This is a genomic window from Vibrio sp. KUL80 (assembly GCF_059725495.1).
Genome location: NZ_AP045841.1, coordinates 1,797,596 through 1,814,130 on the forward strand (window position 1 = coordinate 1,797,596; position 16,535 = coordinate 1,814,130).

The 16,535-nt window shown below is 41.6% G+C and carries 18 protein-coding genes (1 of these 18 cut by a window edge); 3 read left to right on the top strand and 15 right to left on the bottom strand.

Translation table 11 applies throughout. From position 1 onward, the window contains the following. Nucleotides 1-3,589, top strand: the 3' portion of a protein-coding gene (locus AC6I8U_RS08200; RefSeq protein ID WP_498018289.1) for a tandem-95 repeat protein. 26,348 nt of this gene lie to the left of the window's left edge; only the last 3,589 of its 29,937 coding nucleotides appear in the window; its start codon lies beyond the left edge, outside the window; its stop codon occupies nucleotides 3,587-3,589. 620 nt (nucleotides 3,590-4,209) lie between these two features. Here AC6I8U_RS08200 and AC6I8U_RS08205 read toward each other — a convergent pair. The 7 genes from AC6I8U_RS08205 to AC6I8U_RS08235 form a co-directional block, all read right to left on the bottom strand. Next, nucleotides 4,210-5,307: a zonular occludens toxin domain-containing protein gene (locus tag AC6I8U_RS08205; protein ID WP_498018334.1), complete on the bottom strand. Its 1,098-nt coding sequence runs from the start codon at nucleotides 5,305-5,307 to the stop codon at nucleotides 4,210-4,212. A gap of 1 nt (nucleotide 5,308) precedes the next feature. Then, complete coding sequence (locus AC6I8U_RS08210; protein WP_498016525.1) at nucleotides 5,309-5,623, bottom strand: DUF2523 family protein; 315 nt, start codon at nucleotides 5,621-5,623, stop codon at nucleotides 5,309-5,311. Between the two features lie 2 nt (nucleotides 5,624-5,625). Further along, entirely contained in the window at nucleotides 5,626-7,014 is a 1,389-nt protein-coding gene (locus AC6I8U_RS08215; protein WP_498016526.1) for a hypothetical protein, read from the bottom strand. A gap of 131 nt (nucleotides 7,015-7,145) precedes the next feature. Further along, nucleotides 7,146-7,370, bottom strand: coding sequence for a phage coat protein (locus tag AC6I8U_RS08220; RefSeq protein ID WP_498016527.1), 225 nt, complete (start codon nucleotides 7,368-7,370; stop codon nucleotides 7,146-7,148). A gap of 270 nt (nucleotides 7,371-7,640) precedes the next feature. Continuing rightward, nucleotides 7,641-7,994: a DUF1293 family protein gene (locus tag AC6I8U_RS08225; RefSeq protein WP_498016528.1), complete on the bottom strand. Its 354-nt coding sequence runs from the start codon at nucleotides 7,992-7,994 to the stop codon at nucleotides 7,641-7,643. Nucleotides 7,995-8,005: 11 nt separating this feature from the next. Further along, nucleotides 8,006-9,121 carry a replication initiation factor domain-containing protein gene (locus tag AC6I8U_RS08230; protein WP_498016529.1) on the bottom strand — a complete coding sequence of 372 codons (1,116 nt, stop codon included), beginning with the start codon at nucleotides 9,119-9,121 and terminating at the stop codon, nucleotides 8,006-8,008. Continuing rightward, nucleotides 9,114-9,308 carry a hypothetical protein gene (locus AC6I8U_RS08235; RefSeq protein ID WP_498016530.1) on the bottom strand — a complete coding sequence of 65 codons (195 nt, stop codon included), beginning with the start codon at nucleotides 9,306-9,308 and terminating at the stop codon, nucleotides 9,114-9,116. The genes AC6I8U_RS08230 and AC6I8U_RS08235 overlap by 8 nt, the downstream gene beginning before the upstream one ends. Before the next feature lie 124 nt (nucleotides 9,309-9,432). On the opposite strand from AC6I8U_RS08235, the gene AC6I8U_RS08240 reads away from it, so the two are divergent. Then, nucleotides 9,433-9,765, top strand: a complete 333-nt coding sequence (locus AC6I8U_RS08240; protein ID WP_498016531.1) for a helix-turn-helix transcriptional regulator — start codon at nucleotides 9,433-9,435, stop codon at nucleotides 9,763-9,765. Nucleotides 9,766-10,652: 887 nt separating this feature from the next. Here the strand turns inward: AC6I8U_RS08240 and AC6I8U_RS08245 are convergent. From AC6I8U_RS08245 to AC6I8U_RS08280, 8 genes are all read right to left on the bottom strand, one after another. Further along, nucleotides 10,653-11,831, bottom strand: coding sequence for a zonular occludens toxin domain-containing protein (locus AC6I8U_RS08245; protein ID WP_498016532.1), 1,179 nt, complete (start codon nucleotides 11,829-11,831; stop codon nucleotides 10,653-10,655). Next, on the bottom strand, nucleotides 11,753-12,067 hold the full coding sequence (locus AC6I8U_RS08250) for a DUF2523 family protein (protein WP_498016525.1): 315 nt from the start codon (nucleotides 12,065-12,067) through the stop codon (nucleotides 11,753-11,755). The genes AC6I8U_RS08245 and AC6I8U_RS08250 overlap by 79 nt, the downstream gene beginning before the upstream one ends. Nucleotides 12,068-12,069: 2 nt before the next feature. Then, nucleotides 12,070-13,458 carry a hypothetical protein gene (locus AC6I8U_RS08255; protein WP_498016526.1) on the bottom strand — a complete coding sequence of 463 codons (1,389 nt, stop codon included), beginning with the start codon at nucleotides 13,456-13,458 and terminating at the stop codon, nucleotides 12,070-12,072. Nucleotides 13,459-13,590: 132 nt separating this feature from the next. Next, nucleotides 13,591-13,815 (bottom strand): phage coat protein, encoded by a 225-nt coding sequence (locus AC6I8U_RS08260; protein ID WP_498016527.1) that lies wholly within the window; start codon nucleotides 13,813-13,815, stop codon nucleotides 13,591-13,593. Nucleotides 13,816-13,826: 11 nt separating this feature from the next. Continuing rightward, nucleotides 13,827-14,072 (bottom strand): single-stranded DNA-binding protein, encoded by a 246-nt coding sequence (locus AC6I8U_RS08265; protein ID WP_498016533.1) that lies wholly within the window; start codon nucleotides 14,070-14,072, stop codon nucleotides 13,827-13,829. Nucleotides 14,073-14,084: 12 nt separating this feature from the next. Next, nucleotides 14,085-14,402, bottom strand: a complete 318-nt coding sequence (locus AC6I8U_RS08270) for a DUF1293 family protein (protein WP_498016534.1) — start codon at nucleotides 14,400-14,402, stop codon at nucleotides 14,085-14,087. Nucleotides 14,403-14,448: 46 nt separating this feature from the next. Next, nucleotides 14,449-15,564, bottom strand: coding sequence for a replication initiation factor domain-containing protein (locus tag AC6I8U_RS08275; RefSeq protein ID WP_498016529.1), 1,116 nt, complete (start codon nucleotides 15,562-15,564; stop codon nucleotides 14,449-14,451). Further along, nucleotides 15,557-15,751, bottom strand: a complete 195-nt coding sequence (locus tag AC6I8U_RS08280) for a hypothetical protein (protein ID WP_498016530.1) — start codon at nucleotides 15,749-15,751, stop codon at nucleotides 15,557-15,559. The genes AC6I8U_RS08275 and AC6I8U_RS08280 overlap by 8 nt, the downstream gene beginning before the upstream one ends. Before the next feature lie 124 nt (nucleotides 15,752-15,875). Here AC6I8U_RS08280 and AC6I8U_RS08285 point away from each other — a divergent pair, with 124 nt between their 5' ends. After that, nucleotides 15,876-16,220, top strand: a complete 345-nt coding sequence (locus AC6I8U_RS08285) for a helix-turn-helix domain-containing protein (RefSeq protein WP_498016535.1) — start codon at nucleotides 15,876-15,878, stop codon at nucleotides 16,218-16,220. The last annotated feature ends 315 nt before the right edge of the window (nucleotides 16,221-16,535 follow it).

Genomic DNA, 16,535 nt, shown 5'->3' on the forward strand with positions numbered 1-16,535 from the left:
CTTCGATATCTCTGATGGCACCGACACCATCGTCGCCAATGCTGACCTCACTGTGAACCCAGTGAATGACGCAGCGGTTGTTGAAGATGTGGGTTACACCATCCAGGAGGATGGTTCATTGACGTTTACTGACGAACAGCTTCTTGCTGGCGCGTCAGATATTGATGGCGATGACCTATCTGTAGCGGATGTTAGCTACTCAGGAACAGAGGGTGTGTTTACCGACAACGGTGACGGCACATATACCTTCGCTCCAAATGAAAACTTCAACGGTGACGTGGACTTGAGCTTCTCCGTAAGTGACGGAACAACCACCACAGAGGCCAACATTGATGTGACTGTAGAGTCGGTCAACGATATTCCGGTGGCGGGCTCAACCACATACTCAGTCAATGAAGACGGCATTATCACTATCTCAGATGATCAGCTTCTAGCGAACAGCTCAGACGTTGAAGGCGAGGTGAGCGTAAGTGATGTGTCTTACTCAGGCACTGACGGAATCTTCACAGACAACGGCGACGGCACCTACAGCTTCGCGCCAAACGAAAACTTCAACGGCAATGTCTCGCTTGATGTCACTGTTGCTGACGAAGATGGGGCAACGGCAGAGACCACCGCGGGTATTGATGTTATCGCTGTAAACGATGCTCCGGTATCAGGCGATTTAGCATACTCGGTCGATGAAGATGGTTCTATTACGCTGACTCAAGATCAATTGCTCGCTCAAGCAGGGGACGTCGATGGAGATGCGCTAACTGCATCGAACCTCAGTGCGGGAGACAACGCAACAGTAACGGACAATGGCGATGGTAGCTTTACTATTACGCCAGATGCCAATTTCAACGGAGATATCGACCTTAACTTTGATATCTCTGACGGAGCAGAAACGATCGTTGCAAACGCTGATCTTACGGTCAATCCGGTAAATGACGCTGCAACATCGGATCCTGTGAGTCTTGAAGGTGTAGAAGACAACGCCATCATCATTTCTCAAGAAGATTTGTTGAAGCATGCTCAAGACATTGATGGAGACGACCTAACCGCGAAAGATCTATCTATCGATGAATCGTTTGGTTCACTGGTTGATAATACTGATGGCACTTGGACATTCACACCAACGGAAAACTTCAACGGCGACGTTCCATTCAACTTTAACGTTGATGACGGTACTGAGCTGACACCGGTTCAAGGCAATATCGACATTGCTGCTGTTAACGATGAACCTCAGGCTCCTGCAATCGAAATGCAGGGAGAGGAAGACCAAGTTATGGTCATCGATCCTGAATTCATCTTGGCACAAGCAAGTGACTTAGATGGCGACGAACTCACACTTGAAAGTATCAGTGTTAAGTCACCACAAAATGCGCAGTTGCAACAGCAACCGGATGGTATGTATCACCTCGTTACTTCACAAGATTTCAACGGATTAGTTGAACTGGCTTACGAAATCACAGATGGAGAAGCGACGGCAGAAGGCTCGTTAAATGTTGATGTCATTCCTGTAAATGATGCTCCATTTGCAGATGGAAACGCCTTCTTAACGACCAATGAGGATGGGGCATTTACCTTCGATTCATCCGATATGCTCGACCTGTTTGGCGATATAGACACCGAGAACCTAGTTATTTCACGCATCATCATGCCAGATGGTGAGGATGCCGGTGATCTGAATGACAACGGTGATGGTACCTGGACATTCACACCAACGGGTGATTTCGCCGGAACGTCAGGGCTTCAGGTTATCGCTTCAGATGGAGAGTTTGAAACCTCACTCGATGTCCCTGTATTTGTTCGTCCAGTAGCGGATGGAGCCGTTATTACAACCGATCATGACGGACCATTGGTGTTCTCTGAAGATTCAACCGGTCACTTAGGGCTTAACGTTGACCTCATTGATGATTCGGAAATGCTCAGCAACTTGGTTATGACTGGTTTCCCTGTCGGGTTTGAAGTAAGCGACGGTGAAAATACTGTCATTATTACAGAACCTGGACAAATGATCAGTATCACCAATTGGAATATAGATGATCTACAGTTAACACCACCTGAAGACTTCTCTGGAAACTTCTTCGTGACTGTCAGTGCAACCACGGTTGACTATGGTGATGAACCGTTGCCAGAACCAGAAGGTAGTGAAATTGCAGGCGACTTTGATACAACGCTAGGCGAACCAATTATCCTCACAGAAGAAGACTTAATTGGCATGGCACAAAACATCGACGCTAATGATGATGACGCTATCCAGATGGTTCACTTGGTTGATCCTAACCAAGGTTCGATGGTTGACAATGGTGACGGTACCTGGACCTTCAGCCCGGCCGATGGCTTTACAGGCGAAGTAGACTTTGCGTATGTCGTTGAACGTGATGGCATTCTTCATGATGAACAAAGCACTATTGGTGTTCACGAAAATGAAGAACAAATCAACGATGGACCGCAGATTGAATCAATCGCTTCTGCTAATGTTGAAGAAAGTGAACCACTTAACTTCACAGATAGCGATATGCTAAGCACCTTAAGCTCCGACACTGGAGAAATGAGCATTGAATCCGTTACATTGCTTGAAGGTGAAGGGCTAATTGAATCTGACGGGCAGGGTGGTTATCAGTTCACCCCGGCTGAAGGATACACTGGAAGTGCTCAAATCGGCTTTGTCGCGAGTGATGGTGAGAACAGTGTCGAAAGCCACTTCAATATCAATGTTGACGAGCAAGAACCTTCAACGGTTGAAGCGCTAAGTCAAGCGGATGATGGTTCGGTTAGCATCAGTGGCGAACAAGTGCTTTCAAGTCTTGATGTCGCGGACGATGTAAGCTTATCTGACCTAAGCTATACAGGCGACGAAGGCGCACTAGTTCCTGCTGGAGAAGATCAATGGACATTCTGGCCAGACTCTGAGTTTAGCGGTGATATTCCGCTGGAAGCAACCGTTCAATCTGGTGGCGAAGAGCAAACTCTAACTACAACAATGAACGTTGAGACTGCACCTGAATCGACAGAAGCAGCTACTGAGCAAGCGACGGCTGAAACAGAAACTATACAAGAATCTGTAGAAGCTTCAGCAAGCGACGATTCAGCCACACAAGATGACGAAGCCGCTGACGTGACAGCTGCGCCAGGCGATGATGTCAGTCTATCAATTCCTGATGAGGTAGCGTCAGTTGAAGGTGTTGAACAGGTTGAACTATCGGGTATTCCAGATGGTGCATCTGTGAGTGGAGCGCTAGATAATGGCGATGGTACTTACACGGTATCTGGTGACTTGTCACAACCGGTCACGATGTCGCTGGGTGATTCGTTTGAAGGTGAAGCAGAGATCTCGTTCCAAGGTGTGGATGAACTTGATACTCCAATAGATGGCGCTTCGGCAACAACAACAATTGAAGTTGATGACCAGTATGCGATGCAAGCAAGTAGCCAAAGTCCGGCAGATACGTCAGGTCTACAAGATGCAGGCGGCAACGGCGATTGGACATCTGGAGACAACACTGATACTGGTGTTGACTTTACAGATGACTCCGGAAGCTTCGGTCATGATGATCAATCATCAGGAGGCAGTCAACACGACTTTGACGATAACAACTTCTAGTGAGTAGTTGATAAGAACTAGAGTTATAAAGCCCATGTGAATTATTGAAATGATCATGGGCTTTTTCTAATGGTCACAGTTACTAATCTCTGATTAAGTAATGTGATTATTAGGTATTTTATGGTAAATCATGATTATCGTTAAATACGATGATGAAACGAGGGAATAGTGGCTAGAACAAAATATATTTCAATCTCACACAAACACAGCTTATTTAACATAAGATAGATAATACGCACTTAATGTGGGAGCAAAGTAGAAATGTCCTAATCAACTAAAAACGCCTTCGAATACTGGACTCAAAGGCGTTTTGTTCGACACTCACAAAACTTAAAAGCAAGAGCGGCCTAGCAGGATGAAGGTTTTCGATTCAATCAAAATCATCGAATGCTAACCGCGCCCATTAGCAACAGTGACCAAATTAGATTATGTGCGGGGCTTGGTGCCTCGGTCGCGCACACGCTCCCTTATATCGCTACGCGATTCTAGTCTAGCAATCGCCTTTTCTAAGTCGCAAAGCCGCAAATACAAATCATACGTTGGCCTCTGCATGTACTTTGCGCGAACATAATAAAGATCACGATACAAATTATTAACCATTGTACTTTTTACATTACACATCAAATCCCCATCATATCGACAATACCTTTGTTGGTATCTGCCATCTGCTTACATGTAATAATCGTTTCGTTACTATCCCATATTAACTTAAAGACACATTCAGATAGCATCTCTATTTTATAACCAACGCTTGATAGTTGTATGTTATCGCTACTAAATAAAAGCTCACTACCTTTGTAGATATCGACATATACTTTGAAAAACGTCAAATCACTAACCAATTCTCCAGACCCAGATCCTCGATTTGTCATTGCGAGCTGCTTTGCGTAACCTGTTACGTAAAACTGTACATCTCCCAACGGACCCAATTTACCACCGCTCCTTCTGCCAACAGTTCTCTTTGTAACCTCCTCTACGACTACTTTGGTTTCAGTTCTATTAGACGTCTCAGGGATAATTGGATCTTTAAACGTGATCGCAAGTGCTACTAGCCCAACAGGTACCAAAACAGCACTGCCAATCACCGGCCAACGTTTCCAAAACGGTACTATGTCCTTTCCTTGAGCCTCCATAACCGCATTGTTAGATTGTGAATGGCTTTTATAAAACGGAAAATAAACCTTCTCATACTTTCTGATAGATTCATTCACGACGTCGCCAGAGGAACCATCACGAACCTTACGAACATAGCGATTTGAGCTACCCAACGCAGTTGCTTTAGTACACTGATAAGTAACCTCAATCATATCCTTAATATCACGGTTCAACTTTCTAAGGTTTTGGGTAATGACCACAATATCTAAGCCGTAATGACGGTGCATTGAATACCATTCAAGTATCTCTGCATTTGTTTGCCTACCCAAAGGCAAGTGGGCCTCATCAATTAAATATAAAGGCCCTTGCCCCTTTTCATTTCTCCAGTCATCTTGATAATCTTCGATTGCACTGAAAGGCCGCGTTCTGCTACCAAACTCCTCTAATTTTCCATCTACAATTTTTATCAGTGACTTTATATCCTCCCCGAAGAACTTTACAAAATGGTCTATGTTCAACGTTAAATTTGTTATGACTTTTCTACCATCCTTTAGCGCTGGAATAACATGATAAGCAACTGCCTCGTAACTTTTCCCCCGCCGGGCCTTCCCACTATCGCGTATATCATGACCCCAACCTCGTAAACGGTATTAATTGCATCAACAATCTTATCCCTATTGCAGACATCACTATAACCAAACATTGTGGAATCCCGATTGCAGATAACATCCATGATACAGAAGGAGGAAATCCCGTTAAATATTGACTTATATCTATAGGCTCAAACATCGCTAACACTAAACCTAAAATTGAATCCAAAGCGTTAAAAACTTGCTCAATCGCCCATAGAAAAACGTCCTTAATCATATCAACCAAAGACAAGATCAACTTATAAAGAAATTCCAATAGATAATTAAATAAATCAACAACCCATCCCATAATCAACCTCCAAATATCAACTTTCTTGCAGTCATCGCAGCATAGAAAAGCATACAAACCCTTATAAATGAAAATATAAATGATAAGTCTATATAATCTTCAATATTGAACACCCCAAAATCAAGTATTGGGAACTCAAAACTAGGTCTAGCCGCATTGCTCACGTCTAACGTACCAAATGAACTAACGAATTTATCTACAACATTTACTTGCAAATTAGACATATGCTCATTCAACAAGCCCGTTAAACCTTCAGGATACTTACTATCGTAGAAACCTTCACAGTTTCCATTAGTGATACAACTACCTTCAATACCAACGTTACTCGTATCTACGCTTACCAAACTCTCTATTCTATCGCCAAGCTCCCCAATTGCTTCCACATTGCTATCCCCAGATTCAATAGAGCCTATAGCACTTACAATGCGGTCTGCACTATTATGTATTGCGGATTCAGTAGAAACACGATTCGAATCTATTGCGTTAACCATATTGCTATCGTCACTATCCTTGTTTACTAACTTATTAACGTATTCTGTGTTTTGTCGAACATTTGCATTTAATAACCGTAACTGATAGTCGTTATTACCCTTAAACCTCACAAAATTCTCATTTAGCGCATACAGTTGATTCGTATTGTCAAAATAAAAATCAGCTAACAAACCAGCCATAACATCGTCGGGTAATTGAGTACCAGGACGACCTGGGGGATCTGTAGGATCTATAACTGGGGGCGGAACATCTATATCTGGTACTTCATTACCACCACCACCTTCTTCTTTGCTCACGAAATCAGTGCAAGTTGCATCCTTGCAAAAACTATCGTCACTACTCTCTGATAAATTGCACTCTGGGCCAATCACTGTGTATTTTGCAATACAATCGTATTGACCAACAGAAACTGTACCGCAAAAATGCGTACCCGCGTTATAAGCCGCAATACAACCACCGCCACTAGACGCACACCAATAGTTAGATACCAAATCTTTACCGTAAACAGTTGAGAACCAACCTACATCTAAATCCGTCCCTGTCACCGCGCCACATTGTGAAGGATTAGGACCTGTATATTCACAATAATCATCCTCCTTTCCGTTACATCCTTCTCTCGACACCACGTACGTTCCCGTCGTATAACAAATACCCGCTTCTGTGCACCGCTCATATACGTATCTGGTTTCTGTCTGACTTTTTATTTGTACTGAAAAACAACTAGATTGGTCGCCACAACGTAGCATCGCTACGGCAAAAGATGTGGAAGCATTGAATCCGCCACTTGTCCAATAATAACCTTGAACTTGCGTTTTATCGTCATCTTCGCCATATGCACGAGTGGATGAAAGCATAATTACGAGCAATATTAATTTAATTATATCCGTGTATTTTTTCATAATAGGCCTACAAAAAAAGGAGGGTAATACCCTCCTCCTCCATTACCTGAAATTTTGCGTTGCTACGTAACCAGCTAAGCCACCTAACAACACAAATATCATCAACTGAACGTCATGCAATACTATTAACATTAGGCTTTATTAACGGCTTTCTTACCAATAGTAATTGCTTTAAACGCCATCGCGATACCGATAATAATAATACCTAGAGCGATGATCTTTGCGGAAAGCCCACTCAAATCAATAGCATCGAATATGGCATCTGTTGGGTCACCTTCTGTTGAAGCAAAAGTAGGCAAACTAACCATACAACACGCTAAAACATAAAAATAAACACTTTTAATTTTCTTAAACATAGACAATGTCCTTATATTAATCTTATAAGTTTAAGGGCAACTTTCACCCCATACGTTGAGAGGTAGCCAATACCAAAGACTAATGCAAAACCTAAGCTAAAATATTCAGCTGCCTCAGAACCCGTTAAGCGTGTATAATCCATCAAAAAAATTGTATTCGTCATAAGTAACTAATATATAACTTTGACAATCTTCTAACTCGACTTGTGAAGGTACTAATAAGTATCCTTCGTCATCAATTAATACACACTTTGGCATCTTGATATCTCCTTAACCTTTCGATTTTAAAGATGTTTCAAAATGCTTTTTGATTTCGTCGTCAACTGGAATAAGCTCGACAACCTTTGCACCTGCAAGTGGGTCCTCATAGTCAAGTTGAGTATCTACCTCATACTCGCGCCTAGGAACTAGTGCCCCCGTATCACGCAACTTAGCCGCGTAGTCGTAATCAATAACAAGAGGATTATCGAATTGCATATTCACCTCACCAGATTCACCATAAACTTCACGTTTAAAATTCTCAGTATCGATTGGGCGAAGTGGACGAGATATATTAAGCACTGCCGTTTTTCCGCGCTTCCCATCCATGAAGGTAATACCAAGAACAAATAAGCCTTTTTTCATTTTATGTTTCCTCAATAAGAACTTAAGATTTCATCAACCAAGTGGTTGTAAGTGTCAGGGAATCCGATTTTCGGACTACCACGGCAAAGCATCCCTAATGCTTTTTCAGCATCCCCATTACAAACGTCGAGAACATCATTAACTACCCGTCCCCACTGACGACGGAGCCAGTAAGTAGAAGACAGAACATCTAACGCCGCACGTTTTTCGGGTTTGGGTTTTGTATCGAAAGGTTCAGAGCTAACGATTGAAGCGGCAAAATCATTGATGGCCGCAAAAGCCCCTTCAATATCTTTGAGGACATCGACAGTCCATTTTTTCAATTCAACTTCAGAGCGATACCAGCTCAACGAAGTATCAGAAAGATTCTGTTCGAGCGCTTTGTTGTAAATACGCCAGTAGATTTGAGATTGACGAGAGCCAACAGAAACTTGTTCCTTACAAAATTCTTTAGAACCATCAGCAAGAATGTTGTATTCGAAATCCTCTTTGACTTTCGGATTACGTCCACGAACGGAAGGCTTGAAAGCACCCTCATAGGCAGCAATCAGGGCATATTTACAAGTAAATAGCCCGTGAAAATCGTCAAAGGCCAAGTCACAGCGAGACAGAGAAGTGCAGTGAAGGACATTGTTAAGCCAGTGATATAAAGAGAATAGAGAACGCCTAGCAAGAACATGCTTACAGCCAACGCCGTTGATAGAAATATGTACAGTATCATTTTGCCCACCGATACCAATTTTGCCGCAGTGACTTTCGCCGCAAGGGGAAACCAAGTTAAAGGAATCGTCGTAAAACTGAAATGATTTACCGGTGGGAGCAGAGAGGGAAAGACCAAGAACCTTAGTAATGAAAACCTTAAGGCATTCTTCCAAATACTGACGCATCACAGCATCAGTGTAAGCTTTGTAATCTTCAAAACTTTGACCGTCACGGATAAGCTGACGATGAATTTTTGGAGCCTTAGGGAAGTAAGGCTGAGTCTTACTGGTAAAGCCCATAAAACCAGCTTTTTCGCAGTGACGCAGGTCTTTAAGCTTAATGGTGAAAGCTAACCAGTCGAGCTTAACAGATTCAGAGTTACCCTCACCTGTTAAGTTAGCTTGAATCTGTTGTGCACTATTCATCAGCTAACCCCATGATGGCCAAACGCTCATCGAGTGTTGTGTTAGTCACCGAAACAAGCTCGAAATCGTCGTAACTATCCTCACAGTAACTAATCAGATTTTGGTACGAAGCAAAGAAATCCCAATGACCATCTAGGTAAACCGAGACGGTGTAATCAGGTTGCATGTCGTAGTAAATCGTTACCATTTCAAAATCTGTCAAGTTCAATTTATAGTGATACGATATACCAATTTTTTGTGATTGAAAAGTAATGTTCAAAAAAACAGGGATTATAATGTGCAGGAAATCATACCTAAGTAAGGGTTTTACGATGTTCACATCAAAAATTAGGGAACTGAGGCTCAAAAAGGACTTAAGCCAAGAGGACGTAGCAAATGGAATTGGAGTAGGTAAAAACACCTATCTTGCATATGAAAAAGGGACACAGTCGCCAAAACTAGAGACCATTAAAAAAAATCGCCATGTTCTATGGAGTACCAGTTTTCGAACTAGTTTGCGAAGAGGAGGCAGATTTAGACGAAGCGTTAAAATCAAAGCTACATATGATCAAAAACCTAGGGGAAAAAGAAAAAGAATCCTTACTGATCATTATGGAAAGTTTGTTCATGAGAAACCAAAACTTAGCAATACACGAACAGTTTAAAGAGACTCGCTAACGCTCAAACACTGGCGCACTACGTTTGCGGATACATGGGGAAAGCCCATAGTATGGTGGAATAAACCCCCGTATTACTAGACGGGGGTTTTCTCCGTTTCGGGGCCCTCCCGACGAAACGGGCCCCTCCCAAAACGGAAGAAAACGCGCATTTAATATGAATGCGTTTATAAGGAGATAAACACATGTCTACAGTACTTACAAAAACAACAATCATCCTATTGCTTTTAGTTATCGGATGGATCAATTGGGAAGGTCAAAGAAACAAAATCATACTATCTGCAATAGTGATACTGATGCTACTAGTCGCTAAAGCTTAAGAAAACACCTCAAGTGCGTATTGTCAGAATTATGTTACGGGCTTCGTTTCTAAAGCGATTCTCCCTCCTAACATGTACGGCTATGCAGCCGACAATGAGTAAGGCACTCGCCCACCCTTTAGTTCTCTCAGGCCTACGGCAAACCTCAACATAACTCTTACTGATAATACGCACTTAATGTGGGAGCAAAGTAGAAATGTCCTAATCAACTAAAAACGCCTTCGAATACTGGACTCAAAGGCGTTTTGTTCGACACTCACAAAACTTAAAAGCAAGAGCGGCCTAGCAGGATGAAGGTTTTCGATTCAATCAAAATCATCGAATGCTAACCGCGCCCATTAGCAACAGTGACCAAATTAGATTATGTGCGGGGCTTGGTGCCTCGGTCGCGCACACGCTCCCTTATATCGCTACGCGATTCTAGTCTAGCAATCGCCTTTTCTAAGTCGCAAAGCCGCAAATACAAATCATACGTTGGCCTCTGCATGTACTTTGCGCGAACATAATAAAGATCACGATACAAATTATTAACCATTGTACTTTTTACATTACACATCAAATCCCCATCATATCGACAATACCTTTGTTGGTATCTGCCATCTGCTTACATGTAATAATCGTTTCGTTACTATCCCATATTAACTTAAAGACACATTCAGATAGCATCTCTATTTTATAACCAACGCTTGATAGTTGTATGTTATCGCTACTAAATAAAAGCTCACTACCTTTGTAGATATCGACATATACTTTGAAAAACGTCAAATCACTAACCAATTCTCCAGACCCAGATCCTCGATTTGTCATTGCGAGCTGCTTTGCGTAACCTGTTACGTAAAACTGTACATCTCCCAACGGACCCAATTTACCACCGCTCCTTCTGCCAACAGTTCTCTTTGTAACCTCCTCTACGACTACTTTGGTTTCAGTTCTATTAGACGTCTCAGGGATAATTGGATCTTTAAACGTGATCGCAAGTGCTACTAGCCCAACAGGTACCAAAACAGCACTGCCAATCACCGGCCAACGTTTCCAAAACGGTACTATGTCCTTTCCTTGAGCCTCCATAACCGCATTGTTAGATTGTGAATGGCTTTTATAAAACGGAAAATAAACCTTCTCATACTTTCTGATAGATTCATTCACGACGTCGCCAGAGGAACCATCACGAACCTTACGAACATAGCGATTTGAGCTACCCAACGCAGTTGCTTTAGTACACTGATAAGTAACCTCAATCATATCCTTAATATCACGGTTCAACTTTCTAAGGTTTTGGGTAATGACCACAATATCTAAGCCGTAATGACGGTGCATTGAATACCATTCAAGTATCTCTGCATTTGTTTGCCTACCCAAAGGCAAGTGGGCCTCATCAATTAAATATAAAGGCCCTTGCCCCTTTTCATTTCTCCAGTCATCTTGATAATCTTCGATTGCACTGAAAGGCCGCGTTCTGCTACCAAACTCCTCTAATTTTCCATCTACAATTTTTATCAGTGACTTTATATCCTCCCCGAAGAACTTTACAAAATGGTCTATGTTCAACGTTAAATTTGTTATGACTTTTCTACCATCCTTTAGCGCTGGAATAACATGATAAGCAACTGCCTCGTAACTTTTCCCCCCGCCGGGCCTTCCCACTATCGCGTATATCATGACCCCAACCTCGTAAACGGTATTAATTGCATCAACAATCTTATCCCTATTGCAGACATCACTATAACCAAACATTGTGGAATCCCGATTGCAGATAACATCCATGATACAGAAGGAGGAAATCCCGTTAAATATTGACTTATATCTATAGGCTCAAACATCGCTAACACTAAACCTAAAATTGAATCCAAAGCGTTAAAAACTTGCTCAATCGCCCATAGAAAAACGTCCTTAATCATATCAACCAAAGACAAGATCAACTTATAAAGAAATTCCAATAGATAATTAAATAAATCAACAACCCATCCCATAATCAACCTCCAAATATCAACTTTCTTGCAGTCATCGCAGCATAGAAAAGCATACAAACCCTTATAAATGAAAATATAAATGATAAGTCTATATAATCTTCAATATTGAACACCCCAAAATCAAGTATTGGGAACTCAAAACTAGGTCTAGCCGCATTGCTCACGTCTAACGTACCAAATGAACTAACGAATTTATCTACAACATTTACTTGCAAATTAGACATATGCTCATTCAACAAGCCCGTTAAACCTTCAGGATACTTACTATCGTAGAAACCTTCACAGTTTCCATTAGTGATACAACTACCTTCAATACCAACGTTACTCGTATCTACGCTTACCAAACTCTCTATTCTATCGCCAAGCTCCCCAATTGCTTCCACATTGCTATCCCCAGATTCAATAGAGCCTATAGCACTTACAATGCGGTCTGCACTATTATGTATTGCGGATTCAGTAGAAACACGATTCGAATCTATTGCGTTAACCATATTGCTATCGTCACTATCCTTGTTTACTAACTTATTAACGTATTCTGTGTTTTGTCGAACATTTGCATTTAATAACCGTAACTGATAGTCGTTATTACCCTTAAACCTCACAAAATTCTCATTTAGCGCATACAGTTGATTCGTATTGTCAAAATAAAAATCAGCTAACAAACCAGCCATAACATCGTCGGGTAATTGAGTACCAGGACGACCTGGGGGATCTGTAGGATCTATAACTGGGGGCGGAACATCTATATCTGGTACTTCATTACCACCACCACCTTCTTCTTTGCTCACGAAATCAGTGCAAGTTGCATCCTTGCAAAAACTATCGTCACTACTCTCTGATAAATTGCACTCTGGGCCAATCACTGTGTATTTTGCAATACAATCGTATTGACCAACAGAAACTGTACCGCAAAAATGCGTACCCGCGTTATAAGCCGCAATACAACCACCGCCACTAGACGCACACCAATAGTTAGATACCAAATCTTTACCGTAAACAGTTGAGAACCAACCTACATCTAAATCCGTCCCTGTCACCGCGCCACATTGTGAAGGATTAGGACCTGTATATTCACAATAATCATCCTCCTTTCCGTTACATCCTTCTCTCGACACCACGTACGTTCCCGTCGTATAACAAATACCCGCTTCTGTGCACCGCTCATATACGTATCTGGTTTCTGTCTGACTTTTTATTTGTACTGAAAAACAACTAGATTGGTCGCCACAACGTAGCATCGCTACGGCAAAAGATGTGGAAGCATTGAATCCGCCACTTGTCCAATAATAACCTTGAACTTGCGTTTTATCGTCATCTTCGCCATATGCACGAGTGGATGAAAGCATAATTACGAGCAATATTAATTTAATTATATCCGTGTATTTTTTCATAATAGGCCTACAAAAAAAAGGAGGGTAATACCCTCCTCCTCCATTACCTGAAATTTTGCGTTGCTACGTAACCAGCTAAGCCACCTAACAACACAAATATCATCAACTGAACGTCATGCAATACTATTAACATTAGGCTTTATTAACGGCTTTCTTACCAATAGTAATTGCTTTAAACGCCATCGCGATACCGATAATAATAATACCTAGAGCGATGATCTTTGCGGAAAGCCCACTCAAATCAATAGCATCGAATATGGCATCTGTTGGGTCACCTTCTGTTGAAGCAAAAGTAGGCAAACTAACCATACAACACGCTAAAACATAAAAATAAACACTTTTAATTTTCTTAAACATAGACAATGTCCTTATATTAATCTTATAAGTTTAAGGGCAACTTTCACCCCATACGTTGAGAGGTAGCCAATACCAAAGACTAATGCAAAACCTAAGCTAAAATATTCAGCTGCCTCAGAACCCGTTAAGCGTGTATAATCCATCAAAAAATTGTATTCGTCATAAGTAACTAATATATAACTTTGACAATCTTCTAACTCGACTTGTGAAGGTACTAATAAGTATCCTTCGTCATCAATTAATACACACTTTGGCATCTTGATATCTCCTTAACCTTTCGATTTTAAAGATGTTTCAAAATGCTTTTTGATTTCGTCGTCAACTGGAATAAGCTCGACAACCTTTGCACCTGCAAGTGGGTCCTCATAGTCAAGTTGAGTATCTACCTCATACTCGCGCCTAGGAACTAGTGCCCCCGTATCACGCAACTTAGCCGCGTAGTCGTAATCAATAACAAGAGGATTATCGAATTGCATATTCACCTCACCAGATTCACCATAAACTTCACGTTTAAAATTCTCAGTATCGATTGGGCGAAGTGGACGAGATATATTAAGCACTGCCGTTTTTCCGCGCTTCCCATCCATGAAGGTAATACCAAGAACAAATAAGCCTTTTTCATTTTATGTTTCCTCAATAAGAACTTAAGATTTCATCAACCAAGTGGTTGTAAGTGTCAGGGAATCCGATTTTCGGACTACCACGGCAAAGCATCCCTAATGCTTTTTCAGCATCCCCATTACAAACGTCGAGAACATCATTAACTACCCGTCCCCACTGACGACGGAGCCAGTAAGTAGAAGACAGAACATCTAACGCCGCACGTTTTTCGGGTTTGGGTTTTGTATCGAAAGGTTCAGAGCTAACGATTGAAGCGGCAAAATCATTGATGGCCGCAAAAGCCCCTTCAATATCTTTGAGGACATCGACAGTCCATTTTTTCAATTCAACTTCAGAGCGATACCAGCTCAACGAAGTATCAGAAAGATTCTGTTCGAGCGCTTTGTTGTAAATACGCCAGTAGATTTGAGATTGACGAGAGCCAACAGAAACTTGTTCCTTACAAAATTCTTTAGAACCATCAGCAAGAATGTTGTATTCGAAATCCTCTTTGACTTTCGGATTACGTCCACGAACGGAAGGCTTGAAAGCACCCTCATAGGCAGCAATCAGGGCATATTTACAAGTAAATAGCCCGTGAAAATCGTCAAAGGCCAAGTCACAGCGAGACAGAGAAGTGCAGTGAAGGACATTGTTAAGCCAGTGATATAAAGAGAATAGAGAACGCCTAGCAAGAACATGCTTACAGCCAACGCCGTTGATAGAAATATGTACAGTATCATTTTGCCCACCGATACCAATTTTGCCGCAGTGACTTTCGCCGCAAGGGGAAACCAAGTTAAAGGAATCGTCGTAAAACTGAAATGATTTACCGGTGGGAGCAGAGAGGGAAAGACCAAGAACCTTAGTAATGAAAACCTTAAGGCATTCTTCCAAATACTGACGCATCACAGCATCAGTGTAAGCTTTGTAATCTTCAAAACTTTGACCGTCACGGATAAGCTGACGATGAATTTTTGGAGCCTTAGGGAAGTAAGGCTGAGTCTTACTGGTAAAGCCCATAAAACCAGCTTTTTCGCAGTGACGCAGGTCTTTAAGCTTAATGGTGAAAGCTAACCAGTCGAGCTTAACAGATTCAGAGTTACCCTCACCTGTTAAGTTAGCTTGAATCTGTTGTGCACTATTCATCAGCTAACCCCATGATGGCCAAACGCTCATCGAGTGTTGTGTTAGTCACCGAAACAAGCTCGAAATCGTCGTAACTATCCTCACAGTAACTAATCAGATTTTGGTACGAAGCAAAGAAATCCCAATGACCATCTAGGTAAACCGAGACGGTGTAATCAGGTTGCATGTCGTAGTAAATCGTTACCATTTCAAAATCTGTCAAGTTCAATTTATAGTGATACGATATACCAATTTTTTGTGATTGAAAAGTAATGTTCAAAAAAACAGGGATTATAATGTGCAGGAAATCATACCTAAGTAAGGGTTTTACGATGTTCACATCAAAAATTAGGGAACTGAGGCTCAAAAAGGACTTAAGCCAAGAGGACGTAGCAAATGGAATTGGAGTAGGTAAAAACACCTATCTTGCATATGAAAAAGGGACACAGTCGCCAAAACTAGAGACCATTAAAAAAATCGCCATGTTCTATGGAGTACCAGTTTTCGAACTAGTTTGCGAAGAGGAGGCAGATTTAGACGAAGCGTTAAAATCAAAGCTACATATGATCAAAAACCTAGGGGAAAAAGAAAAAGAATCCTTACTGATCATTATGGAAAGTTTGTTCATGAGAAACCAAAACTTAGCAATACACGAACAGTTTAAAGAGACTCGCTAACGCTCAAACACTGGCGCACTACGTTTGCGGATACATGGGGAAAGCCCATAGTATGGTGGAATAAACCCCCGTATTACTAGACGGGGGTTTTCTCCGTTTCGGGGCCCTCCCGACGAAACGGGCCCCTCCCAAAACGGAAGAAAACGCGCATTTAATATGAATGCGTTTATAAGGAGATAAACACATGTCTACAGTACTTACAAAAACAACAATCATCCTATTGCTTTTAGTTATCGGATGGATCAATTGGGAAGGTCAAAGAAACAAAATCATACTATCTGCAATAGTGATACTGATGCTACTAGTCGCTAAAGC

Excerpts from the sequence above, each read along its gene's own strand:
- AC6I8U_RS08210 (WP_498016525.1), bottom strand. The coding sequence starts at position 5,623 with ATGGGATGGGTTGTTGATTTATTTAATTATCTATTGGAATTTCTTTAT.
- AC6I8U_RS08215 (WP_498016526.1), bottom strand. The coding sequence starts at position 7,014 with ATGAAAAAATACACGGATATAATTAAATTAATATTGCTCGTAATTATG.
- AC6I8U_RS08220 (WP_498016527.1), bottom strand. The coding sequence starts at position 7,370 with ATGTTTAAGAAAATTAAAAGTGTTTATTTTTATGTTTTAGCGTGTTGT.
- AC6I8U_RS08225 (WP_498016528.1), bottom strand. The coding sequence starts at position 7,994 with ATGAAAAAAGGCTTATTTGTTCTTGGTATTACCTTCATGGATGGGAAG.
- AC6I8U_RS08230 (WP_498016529.1), bottom strand. The coding sequence starts at position 9,121 with ATGAATAGTGCACAACAGATTCAAGCTAACTTAACAGGTGAGGGTAAC.
- AC6I8U_RS08235 (WP_498016530.1), bottom strand. The coding sequence starts at position 9,308 with ATGGTAACGATTTACTACGACATGCAACCTGATTACACCGTCTCGGTT.
- AC6I8U_RS08240 (WP_498016531.1), top strand. The coding sequence starts at position 9,433 with ATGTTCACATCAAAAATTAGGGAACTGAGGCTCAAAAAGGACTTAAGC.
- AC6I8U_RS08245 (WP_498016532.1), bottom strand. The coding sequence starts at position 11,831 with ATGTTTGGTTATAGTGATGTCTGCAATAGGGATAAGATTGTTGATGCA.
- AC6I8U_RS08250 (WP_498016525.1), bottom strand. The coding sequence starts at position 12,067 with ATGGGATGGGTTGTTGATTTATTTAATTATCTATTGGAATTTCTTTAT.
- AC6I8U_RS08255 (WP_498016526.1), bottom strand. The coding sequence starts at position 13,458 with ATGAAAAAATACACGGATATAATTAAATTAATATTGCTCGTAATTATG.
- AC6I8U_RS08260 (WP_498016527.1), bottom strand. The coding sequence starts at position 13,815 with ATGTTTAAGAAAATTAAAAGTGTTTATTTTTATGTTTTAGCGTGTTGT.
- AC6I8U_RS08265 (WP_498016533.1), bottom strand. The coding sequence starts at position 14,072 with ATGCCAAAGTGTGTATTAATTGATGACGAAGGATACTTATTAGTACCT.
- AC6I8U_RS08270 (WP_498016534.1), bottom strand. The coding sequence starts at position 14,402 with ATGGATGGGAAGCGCGGAAAAACGGCAGTGCTTAATATATCTCGTCCA.
- AC6I8U_RS08275 (WP_498016529.1), bottom strand. The coding sequence starts at position 15,564 with ATGAATAGTGCACAACAGATTCAAGCTAACTTAACAGGTGAGGGTAAC.
- AC6I8U_RS08280 (WP_498016530.1), bottom strand. The coding sequence starts at position 15,751 with ATGGTAACGATTTACTACGACATGCAACCTGATTACACCGTCTCGGTT.
- AC6I8U_RS08285 (WP_498016535.1), top strand. The coding sequence starts at position 15,876 with ATGTTCACATCAAAAATTAGGGAACTGAGGCTCAAAAAGGACTTAAGC.